16 protein-coding genes are annotated in these 19557 nt (G+C 37.2%); 13 read left to right on the top strand and 3 right to left on the bottom strand.

The genetic code is table 11. From position 1 onward, the window contains the following. Both B5X51_RS04530 and purH read right to left on the bottom strand, forming a co-directional pair. The gene (locus B5X51_RS04530) at window positions 1-1029 is read right to left on the bottom strand and encodes a rod shape-determining protein (protein WP_057482684.1); all 1029 of its coding nucleotides are present in this window, start codon (window positions 1027-1029) and stop codon (window positions 1-3) included. A gap of 38 nt (window positions 1030-1067) precedes the next feature. Then, window positions 1068-2600, bottom strand: a complete 1533-nt coding sequence (gene purH / locus B5X51_RS04525; RefSeq protein ID WP_079719707.1) for a bifunctional phosphoribosylaminoimidazolecarboxamide formyltransferase/IMP cyclohydrolase — start codon at window positions 2598-2600, stop codon at window positions 1068-1070. Window positions 2601-2840: 240 nt separating this feature from the next. Here purH and B5X51_RS04520 point away from each other — a divergent pair, with 240 nt between their 5' ends. Then, a complete protein-coding gene (locus tag B5X51_RS04520) occupies window positions 2841-4094 on the top strand; it encodes an ABC transporter permease (protein WP_079719706.1) in 1254 nt (417 codons plus the stop codon). Window positions 4095-4319: 225 nt separating this feature from the next. On the opposite strand, the gene B5X51_RS04515 is transcribed toward B5X51_RS04520, so the two are convergent. After that, window positions 4320-4790: a GAF domain-containing protein gene (locus B5X51_RS04515; protein WP_079719705.1), complete on the bottom strand. Its 471-nt coding sequence runs from the start codon at window positions 4788-4790 to the stop codon at window positions 4320-4322. A gap of 87 nt (window positions 4791-4877) precedes the next feature. Here B5X51_RS04515 and xrtF point away from each other — a divergent pair, with 87 nt between their 5' ends. From xrtF to B5X51_RS04455, 12 genes are all read left to right on the top strand, one after another. Then, window positions 4878-5423: an exosortase family protein XrtF gene (gene xrtF / locus B5X51_RS04510; RefSeq protein WP_079719704.1), complete on the top strand. Its 546-nt coding sequence runs from the start codon at window positions 4878-4880 to the stop codon at window positions 5421-5423. Beyond that, complete coding sequence (locus B5X51_RS04505; RefSeq protein ID WP_079719703.1) at window positions 5420-5863, top strand: exosortase F system-associated membrane protein; 444 nt, start codon at window positions 5420-5422, stop codon at window positions 5861-5863. Before xrtF ends, B5X51_RS04505 begins: the two co-directional genes overlap by 4 nt. Window positions 5864-5929: 66 nt before the next feature. Then, on the top strand, window positions 5930-6322 hold the full coding sequence (locus B5X51_RS04500; RefSeq protein WP_079719702.1) for an HYC_CC_PP family protein: 393 nt from the start codon (window positions 5930-5932) through the stop codon (window positions 6320-6322). 197 nt (window positions 6323-6519) lie between these two features. Next, window positions 6520-10377 (top strand): efflux RND transporter permease subunit, encoded by a 3858-nt coding sequence (locus B5X51_RS04495; protein WP_079719701.1) that lies wholly within the window; start codon window positions 6520-6522, stop codon window positions 10375-10377. A gap of 19 nt (window positions 10378-10396) precedes the next feature. After that, window positions 10397-11665, top strand: a complete 1269-nt coding sequence (locus tag B5X51_RS04490; RefSeq protein ID WP_079719700.1) for a TolC family protein — start codon at window positions 10397-10399, stop codon at window positions 11663-11665. Further along, window positions 11652-13358: an efflux RND transporter periplasmic adaptor subunit gene (locus B5X51_RS04485; RefSeq protein WP_079719699.1), complete on the top strand. Its 1707-nt coding sequence runs from the start codon at window positions 11652-11654 to the stop codon at window positions 13356-13358. The genes B5X51_RS04490 and B5X51_RS04485 overlap by 14 nt, the downstream gene beginning before the upstream one ends. Window positions 13359-13587: 229 nt before the next feature. Further along, on the top strand, window positions 13588-14079 hold the full coding sequence (locus B5X51_RS04480; protein ID WP_079719698.1) for a DUF305 domain-containing protein: 492 nt from the start codon (window positions 13588-13590) through the stop codon (window positions 14077-14079). A gap of 270 nt (window positions 14080-14349) precedes the next feature. After that, window positions 14350-14895: an ion channel gene (locus B5X51_RS04475; RefSeq protein ID WP_079719697.1), complete on the top strand. Its 546-nt coding sequence runs from the start codon at window positions 14350-14352 to the stop codon at window positions 14893-14895. Window positions 14896-14936: 41 nt separating this feature from the next. Then, window positions 14937-15500 (top strand): DUF3347 domain-containing protein, encoded by a 564-nt coding sequence (locus B5X51_RS04470; protein WP_079719696.1) that lies wholly within the window; start codon window positions 14937-14939, stop codon window positions 15498-15500. A gap of 121 nt (window positions 15501-15621) precedes the next feature. Then, entirely contained in the window at window positions 15622-16188 is a 567-nt protein-coding gene (locus tag B5X51_RS04465) for a helix-turn-helix transcriptional regulator (protein ID WP_079719695.1), read from the top strand. Window positions 16189-16323: 135 nt separating this feature from the next. Beyond that, the gene (locus B5X51_RS04460; RefSeq protein ID WP_079719694.1) at window positions 16324-16644 is read left to right on the top strand and encodes a four-helix bundle copper-binding protein; all 321 of its coding nucleotides are present in this window, start codon (window positions 16324-16326) and stop codon (window positions 16642-16644) included. A gap of 156 nt (window positions 16645-16800) precedes the next feature. Next, window positions 16801-19542, top strand: coding sequence for a heavy metal translocating P-type ATPase (locus B5X51_RS04455; protein ID WP_079719693.1), 2742 nt, complete (start codon window positions 16801-16803; stop codon window positions 19540-19542). The last annotated feature ends 15 nt before the right edge of the window (window positions 19543-19557 follow it).

Below are 19557 nucleotides of genomic sequence, written 5' to 3'. Positions count from 1 at the left end.
CTACTTTATCAAAATTCCCTTATAGCGATTTAGGGTTTTTAAGCATATTCCAGTACCTCTTACTACTGCTCTTAATGGATCTTCGGCAATATAAACCGGAAGATCGGTCTTTTGAGATAATCTTTTATCCAGGCCTCTTAGCATAGAGCCACCTCCGGCAAGATAAATACCGGTATTATAAATATCGGCAGCAAGTTCAGGAGGAGTTTGCGATAAAGTTTCCATTACCGCATCTTCAATCCTTAATATCGACTTGTCTAAAGCTTTGGCAATTTCCCGATAAGAAATGTTTACCTGTTTGGGTTTTCCTGTTAAAAGGTCACGTCCCTGAACGCTCATTTCTTCTGGCGGAACTTCTAAATCTTCAGTCGCTGCACCAATCTGGATTTTTATTTTTTCAGCAGTACGCTCTCCAACATATAAGTTGTGCTGCGTACGCATATAATAAACAATATCATTAGTAAATACATCACCGGCAATTTTAACCGATTTATCACAAACAATTCCACCAAGTGCAATTACTGCAATTTCAGTAGTACCACCACCTATATCCACAATCATATTTCCTTTAGGCTGCATAATATCTACTCCAATACCAATTGCAGCGGCCATAGGCTCGTGAATAAGGTAAACCTCTTTCCCATTAACACGTTCAGCACTCTCTTTTACCGCACGCATTTCTACTTCGGTAATTCCTGAAGGGATGCAAATAACCATTCTAAGTGCCGGAGTGAACATTTTCTTCTTAAGTGCCGGGATTTCCTTAATGAACATGGTAAGCATTTTCTCACTCGCGTCAAAATCTGCAATTACACCATCTTTTAAAGGCCTAATGGTTTTAATATTCTCATGGGTTTTTCCCTGCATCATCGCAGCTTCTTTCCCTACTGCGGTTATTTTTCCCGTAGTACGGTCTCGCGCAACTATAGAGGGACTGTCTACCACTACTTTATCATTATGAATAATAAGGGTGTTAGCAGTTCCTAAATCTATTGCTATTTCTTCAATGAGAAAATCAAAAAATCCCATGGTTTATTTGGTATTGAGGTTTGGTAAATGTAATAAAATTAATGCTTAAAATGGCGTGTTCCGGTCATCACCATCGCTATATTATTTTCGTTACAATAATCTATACTAAGCTGATCTTTTATAGAACCGCCCGGCTGAATTACTGCTGAAATCCCTTCGTTTCCTGCAATTTCTACACAATCAGGAAAAGGGAAAAATGCGTCACTGGCCATTACCGCTCCTTTTAAATCAAAATTAAAAGATCTTGCCTTCTCAATACTTTGCTTTAAAGCATCTACACGAGAAGTTTGCCCGGTACCACTGGCACATAATTGTTTGTTTTTTGCCAATACTATGGTATTAGATTTTGTATGCTTACAGATCTTTGAGGCGAATAACAGGTCAGATAACTCATCACCTGTTGGATTATTGTTTGTAGCTTGTTTTAAATCTTCAGCAACATCGGTTTTATGATCTTTTTCCTGAACTAATACTCCGTTTAAACAAGTTCTAACTTGTTTCTGTGGAATTTCGGTTTCTTTTTGGATCAATAAAATTCTGTTCTTTTTTCCTTTAAGGATCTCTTCGGCCTCTTTAGAAAATGAAGGAGCTATCACTACTTCGCAGAACAATTTATGAATTTCTTCAGACGTAGCTTTATCAATTTCAACATTACTGATTAAAACCCCGCCAAAAGCTGAAACCGGATCTCCCGCCAATGCATCTACATAAGCCTGGTGCAGGGTGTCTCGTTGCGCTAAACCACAAGCATTATTATGTTTTAATATTGCAAAAGTTGGTGCTTCGCCTTTAAATTCATTAATAAGATTTACAGCGGCATCTACATCTAATAGATTGTTGTAAGAAAGTTCTTTTCCGTGAAGTTTATCAAACATCGCATCAAAATCACCATAAAACTCACCTTTTTGATGTGGGTTTTCGCCGTAACGCAACGTTTTTCCATTTTGAATACTTTCTTTATAGGCTTCAATTTCGTTTTCAGCATTAAAATAGTTGAAAATAGCGGTATCATAATGCGAAGAAATATTAAAAGCTTTTCCTGCAAAAAGTTTACGATCGCTTAGGCTTGTTTCGCCATTTTTTTCTTCCAGTAAATTTTCAAAACTTTTATAGTCTTCTACCGAAGAAACACAAAGCACATCTTTAAAGTTTTTTGCGGCGGCGCGAATAAGCGAAATGCCACCAATATCTATTTTTTCAATAATATCCTGTTCAGAAGCTCCTGAAGCTACAGTTTTTTCGAACGGATAGAGATCTACAATTACAATGTCTATTTGCGGAATTTCGTATTCAGCAAGCTCTTTTACATCACTTTCATTATCCTGACGATTTAAGATACCGCCGAAAACTTTTGGATGTAGTGTTTTTACACGTCCGCCTAAAATTGAAGGATATGAAGTCACATCTTCTACAGGAACTACGTCAATACCCAGATCTTTGATGAATTTCTCAGTACCTCCGGTAGAGTAAATGGTGATTCCCAGGTCGTTTAGTTTTTTTACGATAGGTTCCAGGCCATCTTTGCTAAATACAGAAATTAAAGCAGATTTTGCTTTTTTTAAGTCGCTCATTGTGTTGTGTTTGTTAAAGTGGCAAAAGTAAGTATTTAAGCCAAAAACATAAAAGGCATTTCTTTTATTTATCGAGAAATTTTGTAACGAATTATAAAGCCGGGCGTCATACCACTAAGCACATAAAAATTCTGGTTTTATTTACTAAATAAATGAGGTTTAAAAAGTGCTGAAATTGATTAAAGTCTTTTTAATTTTTCAACCCAATGACTCGTGGGTATATCCCGAGCTTTATTTATTATGCTAATATATTTACGCGTACTTAAAGAGAGTTTTAATTTTGCGATCAATGCATTAAAAAACAACAAGCTAAGAACTTTTTTGTCTTTGCTTGGTGTGACTATTGGTATTTTTTCCATTATTGGAGTGCTCGCCGCGGTAGATTCTTTAGAGCGGGAAATCAAAGGCAGTTTGAGTGCCTTAGATAATAGCACTATAATTGTAATGCGTTTTTCTTTTGGTCCTACCGAAGTTCCGCAATGGAAACGCCGGCAATTTCCCAATGTTTCCTATGATGAATATCAATTTCTAAAAAGGAATCTTCCCAATACTGAATCGGTGAGTTTTACTATTGGAGTTCCAGATGAATCTATAAAACATCAGGACGTTACCAGCACCGGTGTAGGCGTTGGTGCAGTTACCCACGAATATTATGATATTGAAGCACTTGAATTAGAGGAAGGTCGGTTTTTTAACGAATCTGAATCGGTTAGTGGCTCGCCGGTAATTGTTTTAGGCCACGAAATTGCCAATAATCTTTTTGGAAATTTTAATCCGCTTGGTAAGGAAGTGCGAATGTATGGGCGTAAATTCACGGTAATTGGAGTGTTGGCTAAACAGGGTGCCAGTCTATTTGGTGGTTCTAGAGATGGCCAGGTTTTTCTTCCCGTAAATATAGCACGAAGGGTCTATGGCGATAATAATATGGGCGTTTTTCCGCAGTTGATCTTAAAACCTGAAGATGATGTTGATAACGCTGAATATATAGCTGTATTAGAGCAACAATTGCGTAATTACCGCGGAATTAAGCCGGGTGACATTAATAACTTTTTTGTAAATCAGCTTCAGGGATTTGCCGATTTTATAGATAATATAACCGGACAACTGAACTTGATAGGGCTTATTATTAGTGGATTTTCACTACTGGTTGGCGGTTTTGGAATTGCCAATATTATGTTTGTGAGCGTTAAAGAACGAACCAATTTAATTGGAATTCAAAAATCTCTTGGTGCAAAAAATAAATTTATTCTTTTTCAGTTTTTATTTGAAGCTATAATCCTGGCTGTAATTGGAGGTTTGGTTGGTCTCGGACTCGTTTGGTTAGTTTCCCTTGCCGCCTCACAATTTACCGGTGATTTTGAGTTTGTACTTTCGCCCTGGAATATGTTTATAGGAACTGCAGTTTCAGCAGTAATTGGATTGATATCGGGAATAATTCCAGCCGTTTCGGCTTCAAAATTAGATCCGGTGGAAGCCATTAGAACGGGAATGTAAAAAAAGCCCCTCTGCCTATCGGCATCTCCCCAAAGGGGAGAGAAGGCTAAGCCGATTTTAATTAAAACCTCCTTATAAAGTCATGTGTTTCAAACCCTACTGCCATCAATTGCCGAGATTATAAATGCTTTTTTCGCAGTTTTAGTAAGGAGTAAAAGTGGTGAGTTTTGGTGAAATATTTGTGTAAGGAGATAGTTTTTTTCTTTCCCTTTGGGGAAGATGTCTTCAGGCAGATGGGGCTTTTAAAATTTCTGCAACTTCTTCATTTACCCATTGTAAAAACGCCTCATCTTCTTTAGAAAATGGATCTGGTGTATGGGAATCAATATCTATCTGACCAACATTTTCACCATTTAAGAAAAGCGGCACAACAATTTCAGCTTTTACATTAATGCTACAGGCTATATAATTGTTTTGTGCTTTTACATCTGGAACTACAAAGTTTTCATTAGAAACCGCTACCTGCCCGCAAATCCCTTTTCCGAAAGGAATAATAGTATGATCTGTAGGTTCCCCGGCAAAAGAGCGTAATTTTAATTCTTCTTTATCGCCATTCTTAAAATAAAAACCTACCCAATCGTAATAAGGGATATTTTCTTTTAAAACTTCACAAACCTGCGATAATCTATGGTCTACAGATAGATTTTCGTTTTCAATAATTGTTTTAATTTCCGGTTTTAATTTCTGAAAAGGCATAGTTGATATTTTAGTGCAAAAGTATTTAAAAATAATAGTAAGCGCAGACACATATTTATATAAATTTGTTAAAAACCCCCTCAAAAATTGATCAGGTTATTCGTTAAATACAAATCGGTACTTCGTTTTATTTTTATGTTTTTGGGAAGTTATCTGGTTCTTACATTAATCTATAATCTTTACCTGGAGTTTTTTAGATCTCCGGTTTATTTCCCCGACTATTTTACCCATTTGGTAGCCAAACAAAGTGAAGCCTTAATAAATAGTTTTGGTTATAACGCGCAAATTTTACCGCACCAGTCAGAACTTTCAATGAAACTAATTGTTAATGATGCCTATTTAGCGAGAATTATAGAGGGTTGTAACGCCATTAGTATTATAATTCTATTTACTTCCTTTGTACTTTCTTTCTTTGGGAAATTAAAATTAACCCTACTTTATTTACTGGCGGGAAGCGTGATAATTTATACGATGAATATAATTAGAATTGCTATTCTTGCAGTTGGGATCTATGAATATCCGCAGCACACCGAATTTTTCCATAGCATCATTTTTCCATTAATTATCTACGGCACCGTATTTCTGCTTTGGGTAATCTGGGTTCGAATTTATAGCCGAAAGCATATAGTATGAAAAACTTATTGAGACTTTTGCAGATTGGAATTTTAGTGGTGTTGCTGGTATTGGTAAGGCTTTTTGAACATCAGCTGTTTTATGATCCCTTAATTGATTTTTATCGCTATGGTGGGCACCTGGCTATGGATGTACCCCAAATTATCTTTCCTAAACTATTGCTGAATATAAGTTTACGTTATTGGCTAAACACCATTATTTCTCTTGTTATCCTTTTTGTAGCTTTTCGGGATAAAAATATCCTGAAATTCGCCACTTTACTATTTGCTGTGCTATTTGGAATTAGCCTTTCTACTTTTAGTCTGCTTTATTTTAATCTAAATGAACAAAATGTTATGGGTTTGTTTTATGTGAGAAGGTTTTTAATTCATCCATTATTCGTTCTTATTTTACTGCCTGCTTTTTACTATTATCGATTAAAAAAAAGGGAAAACCCATAATCTTAAAAGTTATTCCCAAAAACCGGAAAGTACTTTATTTCAAAATTTTGCCTATTTTTGTAGCTGATGAAAAAAGCTTCTCAACATAGCATTTCTGTAGCCATGGCATTTCTAGTGCTGTTTTCAACCTTTTCTTTTACGGTTGATAAACATTTCTGTGGAAGCTTTTTAGTAGATACGGCAATTTTTTCAGAAGCCCAAACCTGTGGTATGGATATGGAAGCTTCAGCCCAGGATTCTTGTTGTAGCAATGAGAAATTAGCGATAGAAGGTCAGGATGAGTTAAAACATAAATTTGATTCTTTAGACTTAAATCAGCAGGTTTTTCTTATCGGCTTTGCTTATTCCTATATCTTTATTTTAGAGGATAATCCAAAGGAAATTGTTCCGTTTAAATATTACACTCCACCACTTCTGGTCAAAGACATTCAGCTTGAAGACCAGGTTTTTCTTATTTGATATACATTTTTGTAAATGTGATTTTGTCTCTCAATGATCTTAATTATTGGAAGGCCAATTGTAATCTGTGTTTATAGGTTATAAAACAGTTTACTTCACTTTATTCATAATTGCATTTACAGTTTGGTTTTGAGATACTTCTTCATCTCATTCTTTTTTACATCGTTTCGTTGTTTTATAAATGTATATCAAAGTCCATGTTCAATAAGATCATTAAATATTTTCTTTCCAACCGCCTCGTTTCCATTTTGCTATTGGTTTCCTTGATAGGCTGGGGCCTGGTTGCGGCTCCTTTTGACTGGAATACTGGGTTTCTTCCAAGCGATCCTGTTCCCGTAGATGCTATCCCTGATATAGGAGAGAATCAGCAAATTGTTTTTACTAATTGGGCAGGGCGTTCTCCGCAAGATATAGAAGATCAAATTACCTATCCACTTACCAGTACACTACTGGGAATTCCTGGAGTGAAATCTATTCGTAGTTCTTCTATGTTTGGGTTTTCCAGCATATATATCATTTTTGAAGAAAATGTAGAGTTCTACTGGTCTAGAAGTCGGGTTTTGGAGAAATTGAATTCACTGTCAACCGGTTTGCTTCCTCCAGATGTTCAACCAACTTTAGGGCCAGATGCTACCGGCTTAGGCCAGGTGTTTTGGTATACCCTGGAGGGCCGTGATAAAGATGGGAATGTAACCGGGGGTTGGGACCTACATGAATTGAGAAAAATCCAGGACTATTATGTTAAACTAGGTTTAAGTGGAACTAAAGGGGTTTCTGAGGTTGCTTCTATAGGTGGTTTTGTCCAGGAATATCAAATAGATGTAGATCCCGATGCGCTTAAAGCTTATGGAGTTGGTATTGATCAGGTGATGAAAGCCGTAAAAAATTCCAATCGTGACGCCGGTGCAAAAACTCTGGAAATTAATAAAGTTGAGTACCTCGTTAGAGGCTTGGGCTATATAAAGTCTATTGAGGATATTGAAAATACCGTTGTTGCCGAGAATGAAAATACACCAATATTTATTAAAGATCTGGGACAGGTAAATTTAGGCCCTGCCGAACGCCGGGGTGTTCTGGATAAAGGCGGAGCTGAAGTAGTAGGAGGTGTAGTGGTGGCCCGGTATGGTTCAAATCCACTGGCAGTTATCCAAAATACTAAAGATAAAATTCAGGAATTAGCTTCAGGCTTGCCCTCAAAAATTCTTGCCGATGGTACCGAAAGCCAATTAACTATAGTGCCTTTTTATGATAGAACGCAACTTATCAATGAAACTATTAATACGCTGGAGAGAGCACTTTCTCACGAGGTACTTATTAGTATAATAGTAATTATTGTACTGGTTTTAAACCTACGAGCCTCTATTTTAATTTCCAGTTTGTTGCCGGTGGCAGTTCTTATGACGTTTATTGCCATGCGTTATTTTGGAGTTGATGCTAATGTGGTGGCGCTTTCTGGTATTGCAATTGCGATTGGGGTTATGGTAGATGTTGGGATTGTTTTTGTTGAGAATACTGTTCGATGGCTCGAAATGCCCGAAAATAAAAATGCCCGAGGTAATAAGCTTGCAGGAATAATCTATAAAGCTACCGTTGAAGTGGCTCCTGCGGTAACCACCGCTTTAGCAACCACTATTGTAAGCTTTATTCCGGTTTTCTTTATGGAAAATGCTGAAGGAAAATTATTTAGGCCCTTAGCTTTTACCAAAACCTTTGCACTTGTTGCGGCTTTTTTAATCGGAGTTTTTGTGCTGCCAATGCTTTCCTATTTCTTTTTTAATATTAAAATCAATAAAAAGAAGACACAACGAATCTGGAATTTTATACTTATAATTTCAGGAATAGTGCTGGCTATTGTTTTTAGTTTCTGGTTATCTCTGGCCCTTACGCTTATTGGATTGGTGAAAATTGCTGAAGATAGAGACCCACAATTTCTTGGTAAATATTCCAGGTACGTCATTCCCGGTTTAATACTTGCCGTAACAATTTTCTTCCTTGCTGAAGAGTGGATGCCACTTGGGTTTCAAAAATCTGCTTTTGCTAACTATATTTTTGTTATCCTACTCTTAAGTATCACGTTAGTTATTTTAATGATGATCGTGAAATTCTACGAACCAATTTTAAATTGGTGCTTAAACAATAAAGCAAAATTCCTTTCACTACCTATTATCACTATCTTTTTTGGGGCCATGATCTGGTTTGGGTTTCCAAATATGTTCGGTTTTGTAGCTAAAGGTTTTGATAAAATAGGATGGAATGTAAAGACCACTCCAGTTTGGAGCGGCATGGCACATACTTTTCCAGGGGTAGGTAAGGAATTTATGCCATCATTAAACGAAGGTAGCTTTTTGTTAATGCCAACTACTATGCCTCATGCTGGAATGGAGGAAACTACCAAAACCTTAAAACAGCTTGATATGGCAGTAGCTAGCATCCCAGAAATTGATGTTGTTGTAGGTAAATTAGGGAGGGCAGAAACGGCCCTGGATCCTGCACCAATTTCTATGTTTGAAAATATCATCAATTATAAACCTGAGTTTATTCTTGCTGAAGATGGTTCTATGCAACGCTTTAAAGTTGATGATGAAAACCGGTTTATCTTAAAATCTGGTGATACAATAACTAACGCTGAAGCTATTCAACAAGATGTTTTTCCCGATCATTTAATTGAAGATGAGGATGGAGAATTCTATCGAAACTGGCGTGAACATATTAATAGTCCAGATGATATCTGGGATGAAATTACAAAGCGCACAAATCTTCCGGGTGTGACTTCGGCTCCAAAGTTACAGCCTATAGAAACCCGTCTTGTAATGCTACAAACAGGGATGCGTGCACCAATGGGAATAAAAGTTTACGGGCCAAACCTTAGAGCCATACAGGATTTTGGAATGGAATTGGAAGAATTGCTAAAAGAAGTTCCTTCGGTAAAGTCTGAAGCTGTTTTTGCAGATCGTGTCGTGGGAAAACCTTATCTGGAAATAGATATAGATCGAAATGCAATTGCCCGGTATGGGCTTAGTATTGAAGATGTGCAACAAACCATAGAAACCGCTATTGGTGGTATGGAAATTACTTCTACCGTAGAAGGGCGTGAGCGATTCCCCGTACGGGTAAGATATCCTCGGGAATTGCGGGACGATCCCGAAAGCATTAAAAATATTCTGGTTCCAACTCCAAAGGGAGCCCAAATTCCTTTAAGAGAGTTCGCTGAGCTTAATTATGAGCAGGGCCCACAAATGATTAAAAGTGAAGATACTTTTCTAACGGGATATGTGCTTTTTGATAAACGTGACGGCTTTGCCGAAGTAAACGTGGTTAATGATGCTAAAAAGCATATACAGGATAAAATAGCTGCAGGAGATTTAGATGTACCAGAGGGAATTAGTTATAAGTTCTCCGGAAACTACGAAAACCAGGTGCGGGCAGTAAAGCGTCTCTCAATACTTATTCCTATCTGCCTGGTAATTATTTTCTTGTTACTATACTTCCAGTTTAAAAGCATTATTGCTTCTACCATTCATTTTTCAGGCGTGTTTGTTGCCTTTGCCGGTGGGTTTATTATGATTTGGCTGTATGGGCAGGGATGGTTTATGGATTTTGGCATTTTTGGAACCAATATGCGAGATCTTTTTCAAATGCAAGAGATTAATTTAAGTGTAGCCGTTTGGGTTGGTTTTATCGCATTATTTGGTATTGCGACAGATGATGGCGTTTTAATGGGAACGTATATTCACCAGGTTTTTGAACGAAAAAAGCCAAAAACTGTAACTGAAGTTCGGGAGGCAGTAATGGAAGCAGGCTTAAAACGAGTACGCCCCGCAATGATGACAACAGCGGTAACTATAATCGCCCTGTTCCCGGTATTAACTTCTACCGGAAAAGGTTCTGATATCATGGTGCCAATGGCTATCCCAATTGTAGGTGGAATGTTGATTCAAATTATGACGATTTTCGTTGTGCCTATTTTACAGGCTATTTGGAGAGAAAATGCTCCATATAGTGCTGAAGAAAATGGTGGAGAAGAACCAACCACAATTGAGACTCAGAATTCCTGAAGAAATTAAATATTAGATCATGAAATTAGATATAAAAAAAATAATGATAAGCCTGTTGCTAATTGCCTTTCCTCTAGGAGGGGCAGTAGCTCAGGAATTAAATGATTATCTCAGGATTGCGGCAGAAAATAACCCGGAACTACAATCGGCATACACAAACTTTGAAGCGGCTTTGCAGCAATCTCCACAAGTAGCCTCATTGCCCGATCCTACACTTACGGTGAGTGCTTTTGGAAGAATGGTGGAGACGAGGCTGGGGGCTCAGGAAGCGCGTTTTAGCTTTATGCAAATGTTTCCCTGGTTTGGAACTTTAAAGACAAAGAGAGATGCGGCAGATTTGTTGGCAGAAGCCCGGTTTCAGGAATATTTAGCGAAACGGGCCAATTTGTTTTTCGAAATAAAGAAGGCTTATGCCGAACTCTTTGCTATAGATAAAACGATCCTGTTAAAAGAGAAGAACCTGGATATCTTAGATTCTTACCGGGAACTTTCATTGAGTAAATTTAGAAGCGGAAGCTCAAAAATGGTGAACGTAGTTAGAGTAGATATAGAACAAGATGCAGCTTTAACTGAAATAGCGATTGAACAAGAACAACTGGAAAGCCTAAAAAAACGTTTCAACCTTTTACTGAATAGGGATAAGGAAGCGACAGTCGCTATCCAGGATACATTAGTATTTGATGCTGAGTTAAGGAAGGGAATGATTAACACAGAAGAAGCTTTTAATATGCATCCTGAACTTACCAAATTTGACAGGGAAAGGGAAGCTTACGAAAATCGTGCAAAAACCGCTCAAAAATCGGGTTTACCAAACATTGGGATAGGCCTGGATTACGCGATTATTTCAGAACGTATGGATGCTAATCCGCCTGGTAATGGGCAGGATGCGATAATGCCCATGGTGTCAGTGACTTTGCCAATTTTCAGAAAAAAATATAAAGCAGCTGAAAGGGAGGCAGAATTAATGCAAGAGGCCGCAATTAAGAATAAAGAAGCGAGAAAAAATCAGTTGCAAAGTGAATTGGAAGCAACACTTTACGATTTAACGAAGACCAATAAATTATTAAGGCTGTATGAAAGGCAGTTGGAAAGTTCTGCCCAGGCCAATAAACTTTTGGTTTCCGCTTTTAGTAATGATAATGGCGATTTTGAAGAAGTCCTTGAGATGAATCAGGATATTTTAATATTGAAAATTCAGCAAATAGAAGCCTTAAAAACCGGATTTACGGCAGAGGCAAAAATGGAATATTTATCAGCTAAAACCCAGAATTACGATGAAACGAAATAAGAATATATGGAAAGCCGCTGGCATATTAGTGCTGGGTATTTTATTGGGGTATTTGATTTTTGGAGGTGCAAATGAAAAGGAACCGGAAGAGGGGCACGAGCATTCAGAATTAGCTGAAAATCAAACCTGGACCTGTTCTATGCATCCTTCAGTAAGACAAAACGAACCGGGAGATTGTCCAATTTGTGGAATGGATCTTATTCCGCTTGCAGAAAATGAAAACACACTGGATTCAGATGTATTTGTAATGAGTGAAAATGCCATGAAACTCGCTAATGTAGAAACGCTTGTTATAGGAGAACAAGAAGCTAATAAAGAGATTAGATTAAATGGTAAAGTTAGTGTAGATGAACGTAACACGTATACGCAATCTACCCATATACCGGGAAGAATTGAAAGACTCTATGTAAATTTCACCGGCGAAAGAGTTAATAAAGGTCAGGTTTTGGCTAGTGTTTATTCACCTGATCTAGTAACCGCGCAGGAAGAATTATTGCAAGCTGCAGAGATAAAGAAAAACCAGCCAGAGCTTTTTGAAGCGGCAAAACAAAAACTTAGAAATTGGAAAATTAGTGAAAACCAGATCAATAAAGTGCTAAGCAATGGTAAGGCTATAGAACGTTTTTCTATTACTGCAGATGTAGGCGGTGTAGTTACCGAATTATTGTCAGAGCAGGGTGATTACCTGGAACGCGGAATGCCTATCTACGAGATAGCAAACCTTGATAAGCTTTGGGTGCTTTTTGATGTTTACGAGGGTAACATGTCATGGATTGAAGAAGGCAGCAAAGTGAATTATACCATGAGATCTATTCCTGGAGAAACTTTTGAGGGCGAGATAAGTTTTGTAGATCCTTTATTAAGTGATAAAACAAGAGTAGCTAATGCTAGAGTAGAAATTACCAATAAGGATAAGCGTATAAAACCAGGAGTTTTCGCTACCGGAATTATAGAAAAAAACCTTGACAGTAAGAACAATAAAATTGTGGTTCCCAAATCGGCTATTTTATGGACAGGAAAACGCTCTCTGGTTTATGTGAAGCAGGAAGTGCAAGCCGGTGCCGGTTTTAAACTTCGAGAAGTGGTTTTAGGTACTTCGCTGGGAGATTCCTTTGTAGTGGAAGAAGGCTTACAAAAGGGTGAAGAAATTGTGGTGCACGGAACCTTTACCGTAGATGCCGCAGTGCAACTTCAGGGTAAAAACTCTATGATGAATCAAAGTGAAAAAGAGAAAGATCCGGCCCAAATGAAAATGAATTTGCCCATTACTTTTCAGGAGAAACTTTCCAATACGCTACCGGCTTATTTTGATTTAAAAGATGCATTTGTAAACACTGATGCGGAGGGAGCTAAAGCTGCCGCTTCCAAAATGCATCAGCAGTTAGAACGCCTTAACGTTTCTAACCTTGGGAAAATGGAAGCCCAACATATTAAAAAGATCAAGAGTATGCTTGAGGCAATTTCAGAAAGCAGCGATATAGAGCAGCAGCGGCAGCATTTTGAAGTACTTTCAGAGAATATAATTGTTTTGGTCTCTAATATAGAAACACTGGAAACGCCATTGTATATTCAGCATTGTCCTATGGTGAATAATAATAAAGGCGCCAATTGGTTAAGCCTTTCAGAAGAAATTAGAAATCCCTATTTCGGCGATGAAATGATGAATTGTGGAGATACCCAAAGAAAATTGTAAGGCCACACATAAACCTAGAACATAATTTCCATAGACCAAATTTTATAGAAGCTTTAAGAAAATATGATAAGAGGTGGTGCTATATACTTGTAAATTAGAGGTTAACTATAAATGAACTTAATGGAGAAAGGTGCCAAAGAAAAATACAAACTATATTTTGGTGATAGGCTACTTGATTGTGGTTCAGTGAAAAAATAAAAAGTACTTAATAACCATAAACTAATTAATAATGAGTTCAAAAGAGAAGAAACAAAATGGTGGAGTTAGTAATTATGCTAGATTTTTTCTAATGCTCGGACTGTCTTTTATGGCCATGTACATAACCATGTATTTTAATACTTATGAGTTTGATCATGTATATTTTAGCCTAACAAGATTTTATATGGCCTGTTTGGGAATTTCAGCAATGGCGGTAATTATGCTTTCTTTAATGCTTAAAATGTATAAAAACAAGAAAAAGAATATTGCCATTTACCTGGGAAGTCTTGTCTTATTCGTTTCAGCATTAGGTTTGGTGAGAGCACAACGCCCAATTATTGGAGATGTTTTATATATGAAAGCCATGATTCCGCATCACTCTATTGCAATTTTAACCAGTAAACGTGCAGATATTAAAGATCTGGAAACCAAAAAACTGGCTGAAGAAATTATTGAAGCTCAGAAAAAGGAAATCGCACAAATGAAAAAGATAATTGACCGGTTGGAGAATGAGGCGAAATAAATAGTGTAACCAAGATTCTAAAAGTGTTTGAATACTATTATATTCAGATTTACATTGGTGTCCATTTTCTCACTGTTATAGAGTTGTGAAACCAAAAAAACTGTATTGGAGACCCTTGCAGAAAATAATGATCCAAACGACTGATTTTTCAAATGAAAACCCGGAACTCATGGAGAAGATGAAAGCGAAAATAAAAATTCATGAAGATAAAATATAAAAGAGGAATTGGTACAAAAGCTAGCTTATTTAATGATGAAAAATAAGAGATAAATGAGTGACAAAAAAGAAGCCGACAAGAAATTTTATGGACAACTTTTTTCAAAAGCAGGTTGGACCTTAGGGATAATAGTAATTCTTGCATTCCTATATGTGTTATTCCTGCCAAAATCATTAGATAATGAAGCCTGGAAATGGACTATTATTGCTATTGCAATTGTAAAAGCATTTTTAATAGTAAGAATAACTTTTACACAGTTGAGTAAGATTTTAGGAGATAGTCACTATTTAGAGCACGTTTTAAGCCTTTTTACGCTTATAATAAGCCTTATTGTTCTTTCGTTTGCCTCAGATTATTATGCGCTTTATTTAAATGAAGCAGCTAACTTTAAAACAAATTTGATAGTTGCAGAACCCTCAATATTTTTATTCTTTGAGTTTTTCTACTATTCCCTAATTTCGTTTTCTACCGTTGGCTATGGTGATTTTGTGCCTCTATCGCTATCGGCAAAATTTTTAGTGATTTTGGAAACAATACTCTATTTCTTTGTGCTGGTCTTTGGTACCGCAAATATTAATCGAATTAACATAAAAGATTAATTAATTATTTCAACAATTAAATTATATATAAATCAAGAACAATGAAAAGAAATCTTAGAAGCTTAACAATGCTAAGTATTATTGCTGGAAGTTTAGTGATATTTTCCTGTAAGAACGAGGAAAAAGAAAATGATGCTCCAGAACCTATGCAACATGAAATGCATCAGCCAGATGAACAGGCTAAAACAGAAACTTATAAGGGTGAACAGTTGCAAGCCCAATTTAAAGACGAAAAGACTGCGAAAACCTATAATTTGTATGTAGAAATTAAGGATGCATTTGTAAATACTGATGCGAAAATGGCAAGTGAAAAAGCATCAGAGTTGGCTAAAACCACCGAAAATGATGAGATTGCTGCTATTGCTAATTCCATAGCAGAAAGTAGTGATGTAAATAAACAACGAGAAGCTTTTTCTAAACTTACTGAAGCTATGGAGCCTATATTGATGAATGCTTTAGAATCTGGAGCAATTTTCAAGCAATATTGCCCAATGGCTTTTGAGGGAAAAGGCGATTATTGGTATTCAAACTCAAAAGATATTTTTAATCCTTATTATGGCGATAAAATGTTAAAATGTGGTAGGGTAGAAGCAACTATCCAATAATTAACTCAACTAAAGCCTGGCTAAAAATTTGGTAAGTTCACGATTAAAATCTTAAAATAGATTTTGACAGAGCAAATGAAAAATTTTTAGCCTGGCTTACTTTTTAATTAATAAAACTAGTTTGAAAGAAAATATCCTACATATAAAAAATATGGTTTGTGACCGTTGTCTAATGAGTGTAGAGCTCACGCTTAGGGAACAAAACCTTAATTATATAAATGTTAGTTTAGGTAGGATTGAATTTGAAAATCAACTTTCGGCAGCGCAATTTCGGGATTTGGAAACGGCACTTAACGCAAACGGATTTGAAATTGTAGCTAAACGAAATAATAAAATCGTAACCGAGATAAAGTCTTTGATTATCAATTTAGTTTACGAACATAAAGATTACGGAACTAAAAAACTTTCTGAAATACTAAGCGAAGAACTAAATTACGATTATAGTCATCTCACCAGTCTTTTTAGTAAGGCGGAAGGTCAAAGTATCCAAAGTTTTCAAAACAAAATAAAAGCAGAACGTATTAAAGAGCTGTTAGAATACGGTGAGCTAAATATTTCAGAAATTGCCTATAAAATGGATTTTGGTAGCGCTGCCTACCTTTCAACATTCTTCAAGAAAGAAACTGGCTTAAACCCTTCTAAATATAAACTCAAGCATTTTGAGCGTAAATCCTTAGATGATATTTAAGCCTATGGCGCTTTGATTTTCAAGAAGCTTTAGATCCTGGTTTTTCTAATTTTATTATAAATTCTTACCATAATTTTAAAACTCATTACGGTTTTTAGTGCTTAATTTTGAGCTAAACCAATAAAAACCAATATTATGAGAAATGAAAAGATGTTGAAAGCTTTGGGAAACTGCATTAATCATTGTAACTATTGTGCTGATGCATGTTTGGATGAAGACAACGTAAGAATGATGAAAGACTGTATTCGCACCGACAGGGTTTGTGCAGAGGTTTGTAGCACCCTTAACCAGGTTTTAGCTACCGGTTACAAAAATGTAGACGGACTGGTACAATACTGTATAGAAGTTTGTAATGCCTGTGCCGATGAATGCGGCCAACATGAGCACCAACACTGTCAGGACTGCGCAAAAGCCTGCCGCGATTGTGTAAAAGCTTGCGAGGCTTATTTAGCATAAAATTTAATTTTTTAAGGCTGTTTGAATTTCTACTGATAAACGTTACCCTGATTTATTTCAGGGTCTAATTCCTATCAACTTACATGCTGAAACAAGTTCCTGCATGACGTAGCTAATAACAGAGGTTCAAACAGCCTTTTTTCTCCAATAAAATCTATGAAACACAATTATCATATTTCCGGAATGACCTGTATGGGTTGCAGAGCCCATGTAGAAAATTCCTTAAGAAAAGTGAAAGGCGTAACCGATGCTAAGGTAGATCTCGAAAAAGCTTCTGCCGAAATAGAGATGCAAAAACATATTCATCTTGAAGAGTTTCAAAAAGTGCTGGAAGACAGTAATTATCAGATTCACCTAAAAGATGAGGTGCCGCAAATTTATTCCGTAAGCGGAATGACCTGTAACGGCTGTAGGTCTCACGTAGAGAAAACTTTAAATAAAGTTGAAGGAGTGAAATCTGCCAAGGTAAATCTCGAAAAAGAAGAGGCCAAAATTGTAGGTGATAAGAATGTTTCATTAGAGAAATTACAGCAGGCATTACAAGATGATGGCGGGAATTATCAAATTCATCCCTATGGGGAAAAGCACCCCCCAGCCTCCTCTAAGGGGAGGAGCCAAAAACAAAATAAAAAAAAGTCCCCCTCCTTGGGAGGGGGGTCGGGGGGAGGCTCTTTTTTCTATTGTCCCATGCATTGTGAAGGCGATAAAACTTACGATAAGCCCGGAGATTGCCCGGTATGTGGAATGGATTTAGTGGAAGAGGCCAGCTTAACGCCAAAAGCTACTGTTTATACCTGCCCAATGCATCCAGAGGTAGAGCAAGACGGTCCCGGCTCCTGCCCAAAATGCGGAATGGACCTGGTAGCAAAAGAACCCGAAGAATCTTCAGAAAGTAAATCCTACAAAAAGCTATTTAAGAAGTTTAAAATAGCCGTGGTATTTACACTGCCTATTTTCATTATCGCGATGTCTGAAATGATTTCCGGAAATCCACTTTATAAAGTTTTAGATCAGGAATATTGGAACTGGGTTCAGCTTGGACTTTCCATTCCTGTAGTTTTTTATGCTACCTGGATGTTCTTTGAACGTGCCTGGCGATCTATAAAAACCTGGAACCTTAATATGTTTACGCTAATTGGAATTGGTGCCGGGGTAGCTTGGCTTTTTAGCGTTTTTGGTTTATTGTTTCCAGATTTTTTCCCGCCGCAATTTAAGACTGAAAGTGGTGCCGTACATGTGTATTTTGAAGCTGCAACAGTGATTCTTAGCCTCGTTTTACTTGGGCAGGTTTTAGAAGCCCGCGCACATAGCAAGACAAATTCTGCAATAAAAGAATTATTAAAACTCGCTCCTAACAAAGCGATAAAAGTAATTGGTGGCGAAGAGAAAGAAGTTTCTATAGATGAAATTCAAAAAGGAGATATCCTAAGGGTGAAACCCGGAGATAAAATTCCTGTAGATGGAATTATTGAGAAAGGGAATTCCAGTATTGATGAAGCGATGATTACCGGAGAGCCTATTCCGATGGATAAGGCTGAAGGTGATAAAGTAAGTTCGGGTACCATTAATGGGAACAGAAGCTTTACCATGAAAGCAGAAAAAATAGGTGAGGAGACCCTGCTTTCTCAAATTATTAAAATGGTAAATGATGCCAGCCGTTCACAGGCGCCTATTCAGAAATTAGCCGATAGGATTTCGGCTTATTTTGTGCCGGTTGTGGTAATTATAGCAGTGATAACTTATGTTGTTTGGGCTATTTACGGTCCGGAGCCCCAGTATGTTTATGCCCTGGTTAATGCTATTGCAGTATTAATTATTGCCTGCCCGTGTGCACTTGGTCTGGCTACACCAATGTCGGTTATGGTTGGGGTGGGGAAAGGTGCTCAAAATGGGGTACTTATTAAAAACGCCCGTGCTTTAGAGCAAATGGATGATATTGATACGTTGATTATTGATAAAACCGGAACCATTACCGAGGGTAAACCCAAAGTGGAAAAAGTGGAAGTGATTTCTGAAGAAAATAAAGATGAAATTATAAAGCTTATCGCCTCGGTAAATTCACAAAGCGAGCACCCACTGGCCAAAGCAACTATAGATTTTGCAAAAGAAAATGAGCTGAAATATACCGAAGCTTCAGATTTCAATTCGATTACCGGGAAAGGAGTGACCGGGGTGGTAGAAGATAAAAAAATAGCCATTGGTAATGATAAGCTGATGCAAGCTGAAAATATTGAAATTCCTTCAGAAATCACTAAACAAGTAGCGGCTGAACAGGAAAAAGGTAAAACCGTTTCCTTTGTTTCGGTAGACGGAAAAATAGCCGGGTATTTCACAATCACTGATCCTATTAAAAAGACGAGTAGGGAAGCCTTAAAATCTTTAATGGATGAAGGAGTTGAGGTTTATATGTTTACGGGCGATAACGAGAAAACCGCCAAATCGGTTGCTGAAGAACTTGGCTTAACCGGATTTAAAGCCGGAATGCTGCCGGAGGATAAACAAAATGAAGTGAAAAGACTTCAGGAGAAAGGAAAAAAGGTAGCGATGGCCGGTGATGGAATTAACGATGCGCCCGCACTTGCGCAAGCCGATATAGGTATTGCCATGGGAACCGGAACCGATGTTGCGATAGAGAGCGCAGAAATTACTTTGGTAAAAGGTGATTTAAAAGCAGTGAAAAAGGCGAAAATGCTAAGTAAGAAAGTAATGCGAAATATTAAGCAAAACCTCTTCTTTGCACTTATATATAATACGCTTGGTGTACCTATTGCTGCCGGGGTTTTATATCCGGTTTTCGGACTTTTATTATCACCTATGATCGCTGCTTTAGCAATGAGTTTTAGTTCAGTCTCAGTAATTGCAAATGCTTTAAGATTAAAAAGCGCTAAATTACAGTAGAATACTAACAACCAA

It is taken from the genome of Salegentibacter holothuriorum, from assembly GCF_900168045.1.
GTDB classification, from domain to species: domain Bacteria; phylum Bacteroidota; class Bacteroidia; order Flavobacteriales; family Flavobacteriaceae; genus Salegentibacter; species Salegentibacter holothuriorum.
The sequence above is the reverse complement of the archived record's forward strand: the minus strand, read 5'-3'. Positions and strand labels throughout refer to the sequence as shown.